Origin of the sequence: Acinetobacter sp. YH12040, from assembly GCF_013420005.1 — a bacterium.
In the GTDB taxonomy this organism is placed as follows: domain Bacteria; phylum Pseudomonadota; class Gammaproteobacteria; order Pseudomonadales; family Moraxellaceae; genus Acinetobacter; species Acinetobacter amyesii.
In genome coordinates, this window is record NZ_VOZB01000006.1 from 87,041 (window position 1) to 103,207 (window position 16,167).

Consider the following 16,167-nt stretch of genomic DNA (forward strand, 5'->3'; position numbering starts at 1 on the left):
TCGTATGATCAAGTCATTCACAATGTGTTCAAAAAGCTGATGAAGCAATAACTAAGGAATAGGACGAGATATGAATATTGCGGCAAATCCAGTGGTCGAAGCAGACCAAACTGTTTATTTAAAAGATTATCAAAAACCATCATTTGTCGTAGATAGTATCGATCTAGATATTCAAGTCTTTGATAAGCATACCAATGTAAATGCAAAATTAGTGATGCAGCGTCAAACGGCTGGGGATTTGGTGTTATTGGGTCGTGATTTGGAACTCAAATCAATTCGCTTAAATGGTCAAGTTTTGCCAGCAGATGCCTATATTGTAGATGCAGAACAACTGGTAATTTCAAATGCACCTGACCAAGCTGTCATTGAAACCGAAGTCGTGATTCATCCTGAAAGCAATACTCAACTCGAAGGCTTATACCAAGCGGCAGGCGATTTATTCGTTACCCAAAACGAGCCTGAAGGCTTCCGTAAAATTACCTATTATCCTGACCGTCCTGATGTGCTATCGGTATTTACCACACGTGTCGAAGCGGATAAAAAATTCCCTGTATTACTTGCCAATGGTAATTTGATTGAAGCGGGTGAAATCGGTGAAGGTCGTCATTATACCGTTTGGCAAGATCCAACCAAAAAACCATCGTATCTATTTGCTTGTGTGATTGGTGATTTGGCGGTACTCAAAGATTCTTACGTAACGTCTGAAGGTCGTAATGTTGCTTTAGAAATCTATGCAGAAGAAAAAGACATTCCAAAATGTCATATTGCCATGGAAGCTTTAAAACATTCGATGCGTTGGGACGAAGAACATTATGGTCGTCCTTATGATTTAGACAATTATATGATCGTGGCAACCAGTGCATTTAACATGGGTGCAATGGAAAACAAAGGTTTGAATATTTTCAACACCTCTTGTGTGCTTGCTGATGAAGAATACACCACTGATGCTGCGATCATGCGCGTTCAGTCTGTGATTGCACATGAATACTTCCATAACTGGACGGGTAACCGTATTACCTGTCGTGATTGGTTCCAACTCTGCTTAAAAGAAGGTTTGACAGTATTCCGTGATCAGTCGTTCTCAGAAGATTTACAATCTGCTGCGGTACAACGGATCGATGACGTTGCTGTGTTAAAAGCTCATCAGTTCCCAGAAGATTCAGGCCCGCTTTCACATCCACCGCGTCCAGATCATTTTGTTGAAATTAATAACTTTTATACCGCAACAGTGTATGAAAAAGGTGCGGAAATCAACCGCATGATGGCAACACTCCTGGGCAAAGAAAAATTCCGCGCAGGTACAGATGAATATTTCAAACGCCATGATGGTCAAGCCGTGACTGTTGAAGATTGGGTAGCAGCACTGACAGCGGGTTCAGGTGTAGATTTGTCGAGTTTCTTGATTTGGTATAACCAACCGGGCACACCAAAACTTGAAGCAAAAGGTGAGTACGATGCTGCAAATCAAACCTATACTTTAAGCTTGAAACAAAGCTTAAAGGCACACCCGAAATATCCAAATTTAAAAGCTGTGCCTATTCCTGTGGCTTTGGCATTGTTTGATGCGACGAGTGGTGAACAGTTAGTTCTCAGCTCAGATGCATTGGTTGAAAATGGCATCAAAGATGGCGTGTATTTATTTGATACCGATACTGCAACCATTACATTTAGCGGTGTAAAAACCCAGCCTGTTGTGTCTTTACTGCGTAATTTCTCTGCACCTGTTAATCTTGAATTTAACTATTCAGATGAAGAGCTTGCTTTCCTGATGCAGTACGAGCCGAATGGTTTTAACCAATGGCAAGCCAGCCAAACCTTGTTAGAACGTATTTTGTTAAATGGCCATGATGCCGACATCTATGTTCAAGCTATTCAAAATACATTACCAGCATTGGTTGAGCGTGATCCACTACTTGCTTCACGTTTATTCGATGTACCGACAGAGGGTTATTTAGGTAGCCGTATTGATACCGACTACAGTCCTGCCCAAGTGCAGGAACAGCGTGAAGCACTGTTAAGTCGTGTGGCACGTGAGCTAGGTTCATTTTTTAAAGAGACTTATGCAACTTTAGACCCAGATGCGCAGAAAGAGTTTTCACAAGCTATGGGTGTTCGTGCATTGAAAAACATTATGTTGAGCATGATGGCACGTCAAGGCGATGCCTCTGTATTTGAATTGGCTTATGAACAATTCAGCTCAACAGGCAATATGTCTGAACGCCTTGGTGCTTTAAAAGTATTGGTTTGGAATGATGCACCACAAGCACAGCAAGCTTTAGAAACCTTCTATACACGCTTTAAAAATGAAGCTTTGTCGATAGACCAATGGTTTATGTTGCAAGCGGCACATCCGAAAGCAACTGCGAAAACCATTAAGGCACTGACTGCTCATCCTGATTATGACTTGAAAGTGCCGAACCGTATTCGTGCGGTTACTGGTGGCTTAAATAGCAATCCTGTCAACACTTGGAGCTTTGGTGTGCAGCATATTGTTGAATTAGCAAAATTCCTCGATGAGAAAAATCCAATTGTCGGTTCACGGTTACTGCAAATTTTGTCCCGTTGGTACACGTTGGCAGAGCCGCAGCGTAGTGAAGTTAAAGCCGAACTTGAAGCGCTTAAACCTGTCGTGAAATCGAAGAATGTATCAGAAACCTTAAATAGCATGTTAAGTGTTTAATCATTCAACCTCTCTGTACGATTGATTTGAGTTAAATCAGTCGTACTGAAATGAGCCTGTTGCCATGGCTATGGCAGCAGGCTTTTTTTATATCCAGTCTTTTTATCCAATCTTTAGCTAGAATTGAAAATCAATCATGTTTAGATGGCTGAAACTCAAAAATTTTCTCTGAGAATTTATTTAAATTACATAATAATTGCAATATAAATCACATAATGGCGTTACAATAAAATAGGTCTAACACATGAATGACTGTATGCGGTAATGCATCCAAGTTTATGAATGTTTAGATTTTTTATCTATTTTATTATGTGGGATTTTTGAGGCGGGTCATGTTAGTTAAGGTTGATGAAGGTTTTTATTTAAACTCACATCATATTATTGCAATTCGGATTAATAGAGATTTGCTTGATACCTTTGTTGTGTCGGTAGAATACACGCCCAATAGTGTGCAAAACACAGGTGTATTTGAAAAGAAATTCAATGCGCGCCGCGATGCAGAACAATACCTACAAACACTGAATCAAATCATTGGTAAATCGTAAAAGCTAAAGTGTATATCGTGGATATTGTCTAGATTGAAATGGGCAAGATATGAATTAGACGTCAGATTGACGTCTAGCTAAAGGGATGAAACGCATCCCTTTATAGTACTTATCTGAGCGAAATTGATGGGAAGTATTGAAAATAAATCATTCTATCGATACAACTCGATTTGCACGTCCGATATTTTCCTGACATGCTGTAGCCATCCAAAATGAGTTAAATTTATATGCGAATCAGTATTGTGGGTGCAGGTCGTGTTGCACATCATTTGCTCAATGTGCTTCATCCACAACATCACATTGTGCAAATTTATGCACGAAATCTTGAAAAGGCAGAAAAACTTGCAGCAAGTGTAGGTGCAGAAGCCATTCATAGCCCAAGTGAGTTGAATGCTGAGATTGATCTATTGATCATAGCGGTGAGCGACCAGTCGATTGCAACCGTTATTCAGCAAGTCAAAGCCTATCTGCCACAAGTTCTGATTGTGCATACGTCTGGTAGCACCAATATCACGGTACTGACCCAACAGCATTCGCGAGCAGGGGTGTTATATCCTTTACAAACCTTTAGTTTAGACCGAGATGTGGATTGGACCTCGACACCGATCTTTGTGGAAGCGTCGTATTCTACGGATTTGACGACACTTACAGATTTAGCAAATAGTATTAGCCAAAGGGTTTATCAATATGATTCGGCACAGCGTTTGAGTCTGCATCTTGCTGCGGTGTTTGCCTGTAATTTTAGTAATTATTGTTATGACATGGCAAAGCAGATTGTTGATGCAAAACAAGTCGAATTTAGCTTACTTTATCCTTTGATTTTAGAGACAGCCAATAAAGCTACTCAGGCTGAACCACGTAACATGCAAACAGGTCCTGCCATGCGTGGGGATCAAAATATCATGTTGATGCATGCTCATATGCTTGAGCAAGCTGATCAAGTCGATCTGAAAGTGGTCTATGAAATGTTGAGTCAGCAGATTCTTGGGCATCATCAGAAATAAATAATCCGTATAGAACAATGAATATTTATTAGCTTAGACATACATGTCAAACAGGATGTTACATGGCAAAAGATTTTAATAGTCCGCAAGTGGTCGCAAGTTATGATGCGCATATTCGAAAATTAATTCCCGGCTATGAACTTGTCCATCAACAAATTCAGGCGGTGTTGAATTGCCATGTCGCTGAAGATGCCCATATATTGATTATTGGATGTGGGACGGGTTATGAATTGGGCTATCTCATGGCCTTGAATCCAACATGGTCATTTACCGTTACAGAATTGTCTGAAAACATGCTGAATCAAACACGCCAACGTGTTGAAGCTGCTGGACAGTTGCATCGCGTTAATTTTATTTTGGGCAGTCATACTGCTTTTGAGCAGTTGAGTTGTTTCGATGCGGTGCTGAGTATCTTGGTGACGCATTTCATTGCGTTGCCAGAGAAAACGAATTTTTTAGCAAAAGCATTTGAACTGCTTAAACCGCAGGGCATTTTTTTAAGTTTTGATTTGATGCAAACTCATTCGAATTTTGAGCAGCGTGTCCTGCCTGAATTTTGCCAAATGCAAGGTTTATCTGCTGCGCAAGCGACAAAAATGATGCAGCGTTTAGAAGATGATTTTGAACTGATTAGCCAGCAGCACTATCAAAGCTTACTGACGGAAATAGGCTTTGATCAAATTTATTGTTTCAGTCAAATCTTTAGCTATGCGGCTTACTGTGCTTTTAAATGTCGATAAATTAAAAAAATAATAGAGTCCAAGATTGGGCGTATCAAGTTCATTGATTATTTTGACAGATATTATTGCTACCTTGCATGAGTGACGCTTGCCTCAAAATTTCGATCATTAGTTTCATCCTTCTTGCACAGTAGCACGCTTACAATTTTAAAAAAGAAACTTTTTAGTCAGGGTTAAATCCCTTATTGTGCATTTATAAAAAGAATCAATTGGATGAAAATAATGTCAAAAATGGAATTTGATTACATTGTGATTGGTGGTGGAAGTGCGGGGTGCGTACTGGCTGCACGCCTCAGTGAAGATCCGAATATATCTGTGTGCTTGCTAGAAGCAGGTGGGCAAGGTGATCAGTGGACGGTCAATATTCCAGCTGCATGCGTGGTGAGTTTACCGACTAAGATCAATAATTGGGCCTTTGAAACTGTGCCTCAAGCTGGCTTGAATGGTCGTAAAGGCTATCAACCACGTGGAAAATGCCTTGGTGGTTCATCGAGTATTAATGCCATGATTTATATTCGTGGACATAAAAATGACTATGATCAATGGGCGGCACAGGGAAATACTGGCTGGTCATACGACGAGGTCTTGCCCTATTTTATTCGCTCGGAAAATAACAACCGAATACACAATGAATTTCACGGTAATGACGGCCCTCTTTCCGTCACAGATGTACAAAGCGATAATATTTTCCATCAACGCTATACCGAAGCGGCTCGTGCACAAGGTCATAAAGTCCTTGATGATTTTAATGGCGCAGAACAAGAAGGCTTAGGGGTTTATCAGGTCACGCATATCAATGGAGAGCGTTGTAGTGTGGCGCGTGCTTATTTGTTTCCGCATTTAAACCGACCAAATTTAACTGTATTGACCAAAGCCACAACACATAAAATCATTATAGAAGATAAAGTGGCCACAGGTGTTGAAGTCCAACATGCAGGGCAAATGAAACACTTAAAAGCCAGACGGGAGGTCTTACTCAGTGCCGGAGCGATGCAGTCACCGCAGATTTTAATGTTGTCTGGAGTGGGAGATCAGGCCGAGCTCCAAGCGCATAGCATTGAAGTGAAACACCATTTACCGGGTGTAGGAAAGAACTTCCACGACCATCCCGATTTCATTTTTGGTTATAAAGTCAAAGAATACCAAGGCACATTTGGCATGTCTTTACCCGGCTCAATTGATATGTTCAAGCAGTTCAGTCGCTATCGTAAGGAACGACGAGGCATGATTGCTTCAAATTTTGCAGAATGTGGCGGTTTTCTAAAGTCTTCACCCGATTTAGCGATACCAAATTTGCAATTACACTTTGTCGTGGCGTTAGTAGATGACCATGCACGAAAATTTCATGCAAGTCATGGTTTGTCGTGTCATGTATGTCTGCTCAATCCAAGAAGTCGCGGCACGATCAAACTAAGTGGTTCTAGTGTCAATGATCCATTATTGATTGATCCAAACTTTTTAGGGGATGAACAGGATTTAGAAGATTTGGTACAAGGTTTTAAGTTGACGCAGCAATTGATGATGTCGCCGTCTTTATCGAGTCATTATCAGCAAGATTTATTTACCTCACTGGTCAAAACAGATGATGATATACGTGCAATCTTACGTCAGCGTGTGGATACGGTTTATCACCCTGTCGGTAGTTGTAAGATGGGCGTAGATGAGATGTCTGTGGTTGACCCTGAATTGAAAGTCTACGGCATTCAAAACCTTCGTGTCGTCGATGCATCTATCATGCCTTCTGTGGTGAATGGCAATACCAATGCACCAACAGTGATGATTGCTGAAAAAGCCGTGGATATGATTCGACAAAGTCAGCTCCAAGCGCAAGTAGCTTAGTGGTTATTCATTTTATATGATTTGATACAACACAGATAAATCTTAGATCAAAAACAGCAATAAAAAACCACCGCTAACGGTGGTTTTTTTTCATTCAAAAATTAATATACTTTTTTGAAGATGAAGTCATTAATTTTATGGCCTGCTTCAATTCCGCGACGTTCAAACTTAGTTTGTGGACGCCAGTCTGGGCGAGGGTAGCTATTGCCTTTACCCGCAAGGTTTTCAAGACGTGGGCGTTCTTCAAGAACTTCGATCATCCATTCAGCATACGGTTCCCAGTCAGTCGCTGAGTGGAATGTACCGCCGATTTCTAATTTTTCTTCAACCAATGGCATACGGTCATGAGATACAAAACGACGTTTGAAATGACGTTTCTTCTGCCATGGATCTGGGAAGTATAATTGCACAGTGTTAATACTGTTGTCTGGCATTTCACGTAGCACTTGGATGGCATCAGCATCCAATACTCGAAGGTTAGTTAAACCTGCAAGACCGGCTTCATACACACATTGAGCGATACCCGGAACATGTACTTCAATGCCGACAAAGTTACGTTCTGGGTTTGCTTTTGCCATCAGTACCAAAGAGCGGCCCATACCAAAACCGATTTCTACAGTTAGTGGGCGTTCAGGGTGTTCAAAATGTTGACGCAAATCCCCAACAGGATATTCCAAAATTAGATGACCATATTGTTCCAGCGCAGTACGTTGCGAAGTATTAAGTGGCGCAGAGCGGCGCATAAACGTCACGATTTCACGGTGTTCGTTCAGGTTATCCAGATCTACTGCGTGCTGGTCTAATTGATCGTTCGACATAACTTTGGCAAATGTAAAAAATTCGAATGCCGTATTTTAAGTCCTGAGATACACAAGTCAAATTTTTACCGTGAATAAATCCGCTTTTTGCTCAATCTTACCGATTGGAGCCGTGCTGAGCATTTGCCATGTACAGTCAAATGCTCAGCTCAAAAGTCATGAATTAACATTAATCTAGGCTGTTTTTTCATCAAGATCTTCACTGTCAGCACCATCAAGCTTAAACGGTAAAATGGCCTCAAGAACGGTACAACCCGGCTGTGACTGTATTTTAAATTCACCACCGATACGATGGATTCGTGTTTGCATACTATGTAGACCAACATGTAGACCTTGTTCAACATCATTAGGGTCGAAGCCGATACCATTATCTTCAATACGTAATATCAGTTGAGTCTCTGTTTCGAACAAACTGACTTTAACTTTGCTAGCCCGACTATGCTTTAAAATGTTGGTCAGGGTTTCTTCTGCGACACGAGTCAAATTGAGACATTGGGTCGCAGAAGGTGAGTGAATCCATTCGGCAGCAATTTTCCAGCTAGAGCTCATGTCTAATTCTTCAAAGAGCTGTACAAAGCGATGGCGAATCGGTGCCGCCCATTCGATCGGGGTGTCTGGAACTTTCGTTCCTATACTCGAACCTGAATCGATGACTTGTCTTAAATCATTTCGGAACAGTTTAAGCATCGACATGATTTGTGGTTTTTCAATTTTGTCATTTTGTTCTAACAGTAAAATTGAACGGACAATTGATCCGCCTAAACCATCATGTAAGTCATGAGATAAATGAATTCGTTCTTGAAGTCGTGCATTTTCAAGCGCGAGTTGATGTTGTTGACCAAGTGAGGTAGCGAGTTTCAGTTCAGCTCGTTGTACATTTTCAGTTAAGGTCTTATTAAAACGCTCAATTTGACGGGTGTGTCGAGCTAAACGCAAAGCCAGTACGCCGCCCAAAACGAGGGTGGTTAGTGGGCCAGTATATGGTGAGAGCGCATGGCCTTCCATGGTCATCATAAAGTGCGCATCATGTACCGCAATTGGTAAATAAATCAGATACAGCGTTGCAAGCAAATAGGTTTCAGCCATTTTGGCTTTATAGGCTAAATATGGGTAGCTAATACATTTGGCCATAAAGACCAAAACAAAGAAGCTAAAACAAATTTGGATGACGGTCTTTAAATAAGCCTCTGGCGCAAAACCTATACAGAGCGCGGCGATGGTGGCTAGGCTTAATAACAGTTTCTGAATTTTCGGGAATGGGTGGTTTGCAAAATACCATGCACCAATACAGCCAAAAACCGTATAAAAACAGAAAATGATATTTTGTAGGCGGTCGACCTGTACTGTGGTTAGAAATGAAATTGGCCCATTAAAAATAATACACAGGCTATAAAATACCCAAGCCATGCCTGTGATGGTTAACCATAAGTAAGCTCTTTCATTACGATTGGCGAGCCATGCTAAAAAAAAGAACACAGCCACGACGAAATTAATCATCGTATTGAGTTCGACTAATTGTCGTTGTTCGAGTAACCAAATTTTAAAGGTATTATAGACTTGCTGGTATTCCCCAATTTGAACTGAACTGAGTCCTGATTTTTGGGTCACTGAACCATACACTTGCACCCAAATGGTATTAACACCTTGCTTTAAACTCGAGCTAGGCAAGTTCAAAATTCTTGGTTGATGTTGGCTTCGTGAAAAATGTTCTGCTGAAATGTAATCTTGCCAAAGTAGGGCATCGTTGATATAAACCCGACCACTTTGGGTGATGCCTTGTATAGCGATAGCAATGGGTTGATTTAACTGATGGAGGTCACAGTTCAACTTAAATTGGATTTTGTACCAAGCGATACCATGATAATCCGGCCAACGTTTATTCCAAGTGTCTGGAAGCTTTTGCAGATTTTGCCAACCTGTACGTGGGCGCTCTTGCTCGACAGCGCTTTTAGCTGTGGCAATATGGGTAATTTCAACAGGACAATGACTGCTTGAGATCTGAGGGGTGGCATTGGCAAAAGTGGGTATAGCAATACAACATAGCAGGCAAAATAGACTCGCTAAGACCAGCAGCCGATTTGCTTGAATGCAGTGTCGTGACCAAAACCATACCATCAAAATTCCCCCAATTTTGTGTATCCACAATTTAAAAAAATAAATAGAAAGTCACATCAAATCTTTGTTTTATTTTTGATAGTTATAATTTTATGAGATGAATTATACAGTTAAATCGAATGAATGGTGAATTTTTCGCTTTTTTATAGGCTTAGTATTTTATGTAATGTCATTACAAATGAGACTTTGATTATTGAAACCCTTTGCTATATATATCCTGCTTAGGGTCCCAATAGGTCGCGCTTTATTGAAAATTGATTTGATTCAAAGTGAATATTTCAAAAATCCATTAGTCACTGACACGGTCAAGTAAAGTGCTATTTGCTTCATTTAAGCCAAAAACCTCTACTTGAATCTGTTGTGATTCAAATTTTTGTACGACATTCTTCAAAATATTAACGGAAGTAATATCCCAAATATGGGCATGGCTCAGATCAATTCGTACATGAGTAACCATCTCCTGAAAATCAAAAAATTGATAAAAACTCTCAGAGCTACTAAAGAAAATTTGTCCATAGACTGTGTAGCTACGGACGTCGTCTTTAAGTTCTGATGTGACTTTTACCGAGCTTTCCAGGTGATTGATAATAAACAACGCAGAGAGGAGCACGCCAACCAATACGCCAAGCGCCAAGTTATGTGTTGCGAGCACCACGATCACCACAGCAATCATCACGACATTAAAAGACATTGGATGCTTTGAAAATTGCTTGACAGAATTCCATTGGAACGTAGTGAATGACACCATGACCATAATCGCGACTAAGGCCGCCATTGGGACATAGGCCAACCAGTCTTTTAAGAACACCACTAAGCACAACAAAAATACACCTGCAACCAAAGTGGAAAGGCGAGTTCGCGCGCCAGAACTAACATTAATAATCGACTGCCCAATCATGGCACATCCAGCCATGCCGCCCATAAAGCCACTGACAATATTGGCAATCCCTTGACCACGACATTCCTGATGACGATCACCTTCAGTTCCAGTGACTTCATTGATCACTGTCGTGGTCATCATGGTTTCTAATAGGCCAACTGTTGCTAGGGTAATGGAATAGGGAAAAATAATCGTGAGGGTTTCAAGATTAAAAGGAATTTCAGGAATCCAGAAAATAGGTAGAGTCTCTGGAAACTTACCCAAATCACTGACAGTACGCAGGTCAGCACCTAAAAATAATGCCAAACCACTGAGGACAATAATGCAAATCAGCGGTGATGGAATGGCTTTGCCAATTTTAGGTAGATATGGAAAAAGATAAATAATCGCAAGCCCTAAAAGCATAAAGACATAGCCTAAACTATCCATCTTTGACATTTCAGGTAGCTGTGCGACAAAAATCAAAATCGCGAGTGCATTTAAAAAACCATACACCACTGACTGCGAGACGAAGCGCATAAGTTTTGATACTTTAAAATAGCCAGCAATGATCTGAATCACACCAGTTAAAACCGTGGCAGCCAAAAGGTATTGCAAACCATGATCTTTGACCAACGTGATCATAAGTAAGGCCATCGCACCCGTAGCAGCTGAAATCATTGCTGTACGACCACCAAAAAAGGCAATGGTGACGGCAATACAAAACGAAGCGTACAAACCAACCTGAGGGTCAACCCCAGCAATAGCTGAAAAGGCGATGGATTCTGGAATCAACGCAAGTCCAACCACCAAGCCAGCGAGTACATCAGTACGAATATTGGAAAACCATTGTTCTTTTTTAAGTTGTAACACGGTAACTTTTCATCAAATCTTAAACGCGGCTATGTTAAAACAACTGAGTATAAAAATGCATAACAGATTGACTTGAAATCTTCTTGATTATGGACAATAGTCAAAGAGTATATGTGTTTCAGCATTTACGCTTTTTTGCAATTTACAGGTTTGATCACTTGAAAGTTTGACAGAAGAGATTTAAAACATTGAATAGTACATAACAAGGATCAGATATGAAGCTTTATTATTCTCCAGGTGCATGTTCATTAGCATCACATATTATTTTAAATGAAATTAATGTCGATTTTGATTTGGTCCGTGTTGACCTAAAAAACCATAAAACAGAAAAAGGGGTAGATTATTACGAGATCAACCCAAAAGGTTATGTACCTGCATTAGAAATCAACCCAGGTTTGATCTTGACCGAGAATGTGGCCATTTTACCGTTCCTTGCACAGCATGATCCAAAACAAGACTTAATTCCGCCATCAGGTTTAGGTCGTGCCAAAGTTTTAGAATGGCTTGGCTATTTGAACTCAGAATTACATGATGCTTATGCCGTATTCTTTGGTGCACCACTAGATGCAGACGCTAAAGAAAAAGCTTATGCAGAAATTGATCGTTTATTGACATACATCGATAAAGCGATTGGTGAATCGGATAACGACTATTTGGTCGATGATAACTTTGGCCCAGCAGATGCTTATCTCTTTGTACTGACAAATTGGTCAAATGGCATCGGTCATGATTTAACGCCATATAAAAATATCATTGCATTACGCAACAAAGTTGCAGAGCGCCAATCAGTTCAAATTGCGATGCGAGATGAAGGTTTAATTCCTTAAGTTGTGTATTCAAATTGAATTAAAAAAGACCGCCGAAATTGGCGGTTTTTTTATTGCTAGATTGGCATTGCTCAGGTTTAACTTAGTACTCGAACTGTGTATAGAAATCATCAAAGTTAATATTTTTAAGCGTCAGTTGTTGTGGTGCTTTGAAGGTTGACCATTTGGTTTGAGTTTTGGCATCTTCAAACATATTGCCGCCTACAATTTCCTTACGTTTTAAGGTCGAAAAATTATAACTTTTCGATGTTTCTTCACCAGAAGCGCGGTGAAAGCTATTGTAGTCAAAACCAATCAGGTCAAAGCGTTGATTTTGCCAACGGAAGGTATAACTATGTCGGGGCCATTCCCAGCCACCACAAGCCATAAAATAACTAAAATGAACGAGTAAATTGCCTTTACTGATTTGGATGTCTTCTGCTTCAGCAAGTGGATCAAGTAAGCATGAATTCGGTTGCTGAGCGACTGGGATACTGTTGTTTTCAACGATACGTTGATATCCCTTTGCGGTTTTAAAAAATACGATGAGTTGTCGTGGATGGTTATGAACGACTTTGCTATCGTCATCATAGGTCACCACATCGACTTTTTGTTTTTCCACGATCATCGCAATATCTGGCATTTGATCTTTGTTTAGGTCGCCAGTCGTAGCCATCAAAATGTCCCAACCTTGAGGCGCGAGTGATTTGGCTGTGCTGGGCACTTGGGCAGACAGCCAACTAGATGCGACACAAAGACTCAAAGTACAAAATATATGGGATATTTTCATTGTTATCAGGTTTTCAAAATCAAAAAAAGGACTCAATAGAGTCCTCTTTTATACCGTGAATGAGTTCTTATTTAAAGAAGTATCCAGTTTCAGGTGAACTGGCATTTGCCATGCGTTTACGCGGCATACGTCCTGCTAGGAATGCTTCACGGCCTGCTTCAACTGCTTTTTTCATCGCTGAAGCCATCAGAACAGGGTTTTGTGCAGCTGCAATTGCTGTATTCATTAATACGCCATCACAGCCCAATTCCATCGCTATCGCTGCATCACTTGCTGTACCTACACCCGCATCGACCAAGACAGGCACTTTGGCATTGTCTTTAATGATCGAAATAGTATGTGGGTTGAGAATGCCTAAACCTGAGCCAATGAGACTACCTAAAGGCATAATCGCTACACAGCCCATGCTTTCCAGTTCTTGTGCCACAATCGGGTCATCTGAGGTATAAACCATGATTTCAAAGCCATCGTCAATCAATGTACGTGCAGCTTTTAAAGTCTCGGTAATATTTGGATATAGGGTTTTCTCATCGCCTAAAACCTCAAGTTTAACCAGATTGTGACCATCTAATAGTTCACGCGCCAACATACAAGTACGAACCGCGCTGTTCGCATCGAAACAACCGGCTGTATTTGGCAAAATCGTATATTTCTCAGGTGGAACTACAGAAAGCAAGTTCGGCTGGTCTGGATGTTGACCAATATTCACACGGCGAATGGCAACGGTTACAATTTCAGCACCACTGGCTTGAATGGCCTGGTCAGTTTCCGTTAAGTCCTTGTACTTACCTGTACCAACTAAAAGTCGTGAATTAAATGTACGTGAACCAATGATAAGGGGTGTATCTTCCATGGGAGCTCCATTTTAGCCGCCACCTACGGCATGAATAATTTCAATATGATCTTGCTCTGCAATTGGGGTTTGTTCCAATTTACTTTTCGAGATGATCATTTCATTTTTTTCAACAGCGAAGCGTTTGCCTTCCAGTTGTAATTGTTGAACCAATTGCAAGAGGTTGACACATTCGGTTTGTGTAGCTTCGCCGTTTAAATAAATTTGCATTTGTGGATTCCGTTCTTGCTGCCTTACCGATTGAGTAAGGTTAATATCTGCTGTTGATTATTTTGCGTATTTAAACGCATTCCAGGCCAATATGAGCCATCCAGCAATCATCAGCGCTCCACCAATCGGGGTAATTGCACCAAGACCACGTGGTAAGCCTAGAGCCATCACATATAAAGAACCACAGAAGAAGAAAATACCAATTTGTATAAGTAGGAAACTGGCTTTTATTGGAAGTTGGGGAATGACTTTGGATAAGATCGCGAGGGCAAGTAAGCCCAGTGCATGATAAAAGAAATAGTCCGTTGCAGTTTGCCACCAAGCCAATTGGGCTTCAGTCGCGCGAGCTTTTAATCCGTGTGCACCAAAGGCACCAAGCATTACAGCAAAAGCTAAGTTAAGTGCGGAAATGGCAATCCACATGTGCATTCACCTTAACAAAATTTGCGCATAACCATAGCATATTTAGCACGCAGGGTTAAAGCAAAAATGCCCAAAGTTTTTGTGTTGTAGCTTGTCATTCAATACTATTCAGACATAAAAAAGAGCATCGAAATGCTCTTTTTAAGAATGACTGGAAAAGCCTTCAACTTAGTTTGAGGACATTGCGACTTTAATTTTTTCCATCGCATTTTTTTCCAACTGACGAATACGTTCAGCAGATACATTATATTCCGCCGCCAATTCATGCAGCGTCGACTTTTCGTCATCTAACCAGCGACGTTGTAAGATGTTACGTGAACGGTCATCCAACTGATCCATGGCTTCATGTAAAGCTGAAGTGCTTTGTTCTTCGTAATCTTCATCTTCCGCTAAACGCGCAGGGTCGTAACGGTTATCTTCGAGATAAAGGGCAGGAGCGACATGGGTCGAACCTTCATCGTCGTCATCACCTTGAGCTTCAAAGGCAGCATCATAAGCAGTTAAACGGCCTTCCATTTCCAAGACTTGTTCAGGTGTTACATTTAAGTCATTGGCAATCGACTGTGCTTCAGCCAAAGTTAATTTTTTAGATGACTTTTTTAAGCTACGTAAATTAAAGAATAATTTACGCTGCGCTTTAGTGGTCGCAATTTTGACAATACGCCAGTTACGAATCACATATTCATGAATTTCTGCTTTAATCCAATGTACAGCAAAAGATACGAGACGTACGCCCATGTTTGGGTCAAAACGTTTTACCGCTTTCATTAAGCCCAAGTTACCTTCTTGAATCAGGTCACCTTGTGGCAAGCCGTAGCCTGCATAGCTACGTGCGATATGCACAACAAAACGAAGATGTGACATCACCAGCATTTTAGCTGCGTCTAAATCTTGGTCATAATAATAACGTTCGGCCAGCTCTTTTTCTTGTTCGGCCGATAAAATTGGAATCTGATTAACAGTACTAATATAAGCACCAAGATTCACCCCAGGTGCCGATAATGACAGGGGCATCAATTGATTGCTGCTGTCACTCATGTTTTCTCCTTGAGAATTAAAATGGGTAAGCCCAATAACTAAGATTCATCTTAATCCAATATTTCCGTAAATTATGGAAAATTGGGTATAGAAATGTAAACTTTTATTCAATTATGAAGCAATTTAGTTTAACTGAATCTTTTTAAGATTCAATCAAGTAATGAAACTCAGAATCGGAAATTTTGCGCATTTCACAGTTTAACTGATGTATTTGACAGTATCGTGATACATCTTGTTGGCTGTGCGGATCGGATGACTTTAACAATAAAGATTGGTCTGGAGTTTTCTTTAAAGCTTTTTTGAGCATCAATAGTGGCATCGGGCAGGGTTTACCCATTGCATCTACAGTTAAAAGCGAATTTTGGCTGTCACTCACGAAGCAGATCCAACATGTTTACATTTCAATGGAAATATTAGCAAATACAGTGCCAAATCCCAACCTAAAATAGGTAAAAATCCTTTGTGATTTATAACTCAAACGATGTGAAAAAATAAGAATATTCAAAAGGAAAATAGATCAAAAAAATCTATTAATTGCGGTAAACCCGTGTTAAGCTCGTTGCGTTGTTAAGAT

The 16,167-nt window shown here is 40.5% G+C and carries 15 protein-coding genes; 6 read left to right on the forward strand and 9 right to left on the reverse strand.

Translation table 11 applies throughout. From position 1 onward, the window contains the following. The first annotated feature begins 70 nt into the window (after positions 1 to 70). The 5 genes from pepN (at position 71) to FTT99_RS08570 (ending at position 6,808) form a co-directional block, all read left to right on the forward strand. A complete protein-coding gene (gene pepN, locus FTT99_RS08550; RefSeq protein ID WP_180129504.1) occupies positions 71 to 2,680 on the forward strand; it encodes an aminopeptidase N in 2,610 nt (869 codons plus the stop codon). A 332-nt stretch (positions 2,681 to 3,012) separates the two neighbouring features. Beyond that, a complete protein-coding gene (locus FTT99_RS08555) occupies positions 3,013 to 3,225 on the forward strand; it encodes a hypothetical protein (protein WP_078193638.1) in 213 nt (70 codons plus the stop codon). 227 nt (positions 3,226 to 3,452) lie between these two features. Beyond that, positions 3,453 to 4,229 (forward strand): Rossmann-like and DUF2520 domain-containing protein, encoded by a 777-nt coding sequence (locus FTT99_RS08560; protein ID WP_180129502.1) that lies wholly within the window; start codon positions 3,453 to 3,455, stop codon positions 4,227 to 4,229. Between the two features lie 62 nt (positions 4,230 to 4,291). Then, positions 4,292 to 4,969 carry a class I SAM-dependent methyltransferase gene (locus tag FTT99_RS08565; protein ID WP_180129500.1) on the forward strand — a complete coding sequence of 226 codons (678 nt, stop codon included), beginning with the start codon at positions 4,292 to 4,294 and terminating at the stop codon, positions 4,967 to 4,969. A 222-nt stretch (positions 4,970 to 5,191) separates the two neighbouring features. Then, a complete protein-coding gene (locus FTT99_RS08570) occupies positions 5,192 to 6,808 on the forward strand; it encodes a GMC family oxidoreductase (RefSeq protein WP_180129499.1) in 1,617 nt (538 codons plus the stop codon). A 101-nt stretch (positions 6,809 to 6,909) separates the two neighbouring features. On the opposite strand, the gene trmB is transcribed toward FTT99_RS08570, so the two are convergent. From trmB to FTT99_RS08585, 3 genes are all read right to left on the reverse strand, one after another. Further along, entirely contained in the window at positions 6,910 to 7,626 is a 717-nt protein-coding gene (gene trmB, locus FTT99_RS08575) for a tRNA (guanosine(46)-N7)-methyltransferase TrmB (RefSeq protein WP_180023891.1), read from the reverse strand. A 174-nt stretch (positions 7,627 to 7,800) separates the two neighbouring features. Further along, positions 7,801 to 9,741 carry a sensor histidine kinase gene (locus tag FTT99_RS08580; RefSeq protein WP_180129497.1) on the reverse strand — a complete coding sequence of 647 codons (1,941 nt, stop codon included), beginning with the start codon at positions 9,739 to 9,741 and terminating at the stop codon, positions 7,801 to 7,803. 289 nt (positions 9,742 to 10,030) lie between these two features. Next, complete coding sequence (locus FTT99_RS08585) at positions 10,031 to 11,473, reverse strand: SulP family inorganic anion transporter (protein ID WP_180129496.1); 1,443 nt, start codon at positions 11,471 to 11,473, stop codon at positions 10,031 to 10,033. 215 nt (positions 11,474 to 11,688) lie between these two features. Between FTT99_RS08585 and FTT99_RS08590 the strand changes: the two genes are divergently transcribed. Then, the gene (locus FTT99_RS08590) at positions 11,689 to 12,300 is read left to right on the forward strand and encodes a glutathione binding-like protein (RefSeq protein ID WP_078188886.1); all 612 of its coding nucleotides are present in this window, start codon (positions 11,689 to 11,691) and stop codon (positions 12,298 to 12,300) included. A gap of 82 nt (positions 12,301 to 12,382) precedes the next feature. Here the strand turns inward: FTT99_RS08590 and FTT99_RS08595 are convergent, their stop codons facing one another. The 6 genes from FTT99_RS08595 to FTT99_RS08620 form a co-directional block, all read right to left on the reverse strand. After that, complete coding sequence (locus FTT99_RS08595) at positions 12,383 to 12,955, reverse strand: hypothetical protein (RefSeq protein WP_180129494.1); 573 nt, start codon at positions 12,953 to 12,955, stop codon at positions 12,383 to 12,385. A gap of 181 nt (positions 12,956 to 13,136) precedes the next feature. Continuing rightward, entirely contained in the window at positions 13,137 to 13,922 is a 786-nt protein-coding gene (locus tag FTT99_RS08600; protein WP_111885685.1) for a thiazole synthase, read from the reverse strand. Positions 13,923 to 13,934: 12 nt separating this feature from the next. Then, positions 13,935 to 14,132: a sulfur carrier protein ThiS gene (thiS, locus tag FTT99_RS08605; RefSeq protein WP_111885686.1), complete on the reverse strand. Its 198-nt coding sequence runs from the start codon at positions 14,130 to 14,132 to the stop codon at positions 13,935 to 13,937. A 57-nt stretch (positions 14,133 to 14,189) separates the two neighbouring features. After that, entirely contained in the window at positions 14,190 to 14,555 is a 366-nt protein-coding gene (locus FTT99_RS08610; RefSeq protein ID WP_078188880.1) for a DUF423 domain-containing protein, read from the reverse strand. Between the two features lie 168 nt (positions 14,556 to 14,723). Next, positions 14,724 to 15,593: an RNA polymerase sigma factor RpoH gene (gene rpoH, locus FTT99_RS08615; RefSeq protein WP_078188879.1), complete on the reverse strand. Its 870-nt coding sequence runs from the start codon at positions 15,591 to 15,593 to the stop codon at positions 14,724 to 14,726. A gap of 142 nt (positions 15,594 to 15,735) precedes the next feature. Next, complete coding sequence (locus FTT99_RS08620) at positions 15,736 to 15,969, reverse strand: sulfurtransferase TusA family protein (RefSeq protein ID WP_180129493.1); 234 nt, start codon at positions 15,967 to 15,969, stop codon at positions 15,736 to 15,738. Positions 15,970 to 16,167 lie beyond the last annotated feature (198 nt).

Excerpts from the sequence above, each read along its gene's own strand:
- pepN (WP_180129504.1), top strand. The coding sequence starts at position 71 with ATGAATATTGCGGCAAATCCAGTGGTCGAAGCAGACCAAACTGTTTAT.
- FTT99_RS08555 (WP_078193638.1), top strand. The coding sequence starts at position 3,013 with ATGTTAGTTAAGGTTGATGAAGGTTTTTATTTAAACTCACATCATATT.
- FTT99_RS08560 (WP_180129502.1), top strand. The coding sequence starts at position 3,453 with ATGCGAATCAGTATTGTGGGTGCAGGTCGTGTTGCACATCATTTGCTC.
- FTT99_RS08565 (WP_180129500.1), top strand. The coding sequence starts at position 4,292 with ATGGCAAAAGATTTTAATAGTCCGCAAGTGGTCGCAAGTTATGATGCG.
- FTT99_RS08570 (WP_180129499.1), top strand. The coding sequence starts at position 5,192 with ATGTCAAAAATGGAATTTGATTACATTGTGATTGGTGGTGGAAGTGCG.
- trmB (WP_180023891.1), bottom strand. The coding sequence starts at position 7,626 with ATGTCGAACGATCAATTAGACCAGCACGCAGTAGATCTGGATAACCTG.
- FTT99_RS08580 (WP_180129497.1), bottom strand. The coding sequence starts at position 9,741 with ATGGTATGGTTTTGGTCACGACACTGCATTCAAGCAAATCGGCTGCTG.
- FTT99_RS08590 (WP_078188886.1), top strand. The coding sequence starts at position 11,689 with ATGAAGCTTTATTATTCTCCAGGTGCATGTTCATTAGCATCACATATT.
- FTT99_RS08595 (WP_180129494.1), bottom strand. The coding sequence starts at position 12,955 with ATGGCTACGACTGGCGACCTAAACAAAGATCAAATGCCAGATATTGCG.
- FTT99_RS08600 (WP_111885685.1), bottom strand. The coding sequence starts at position 13,922 with ATGGAAGATACACCCCTTATCATTGGTTCACGTACATTTAATTCACGA.
- thiS (WP_111885686.1), bottom strand. The coding sequence starts at position 14,132 with ATGCAAATTTATTTAAACGGCGAAGCTACACAAACCGAATGTGTCAAC.
- FTT99_RS08610 (WP_078188880.1), bottom strand. The coding sequence starts at position 14,555 with ATGTGGATTGCCATTTCCGCACTTAACTTAGCTTTTGCTGTAATGCTT.
- rpoH (WP_078188879.1), bottom strand. The coding sequence starts at position 15,593 with ATGAGTGACAGCAGCAATCAATTGATGCCCCTGTCATTATCGGCACCT.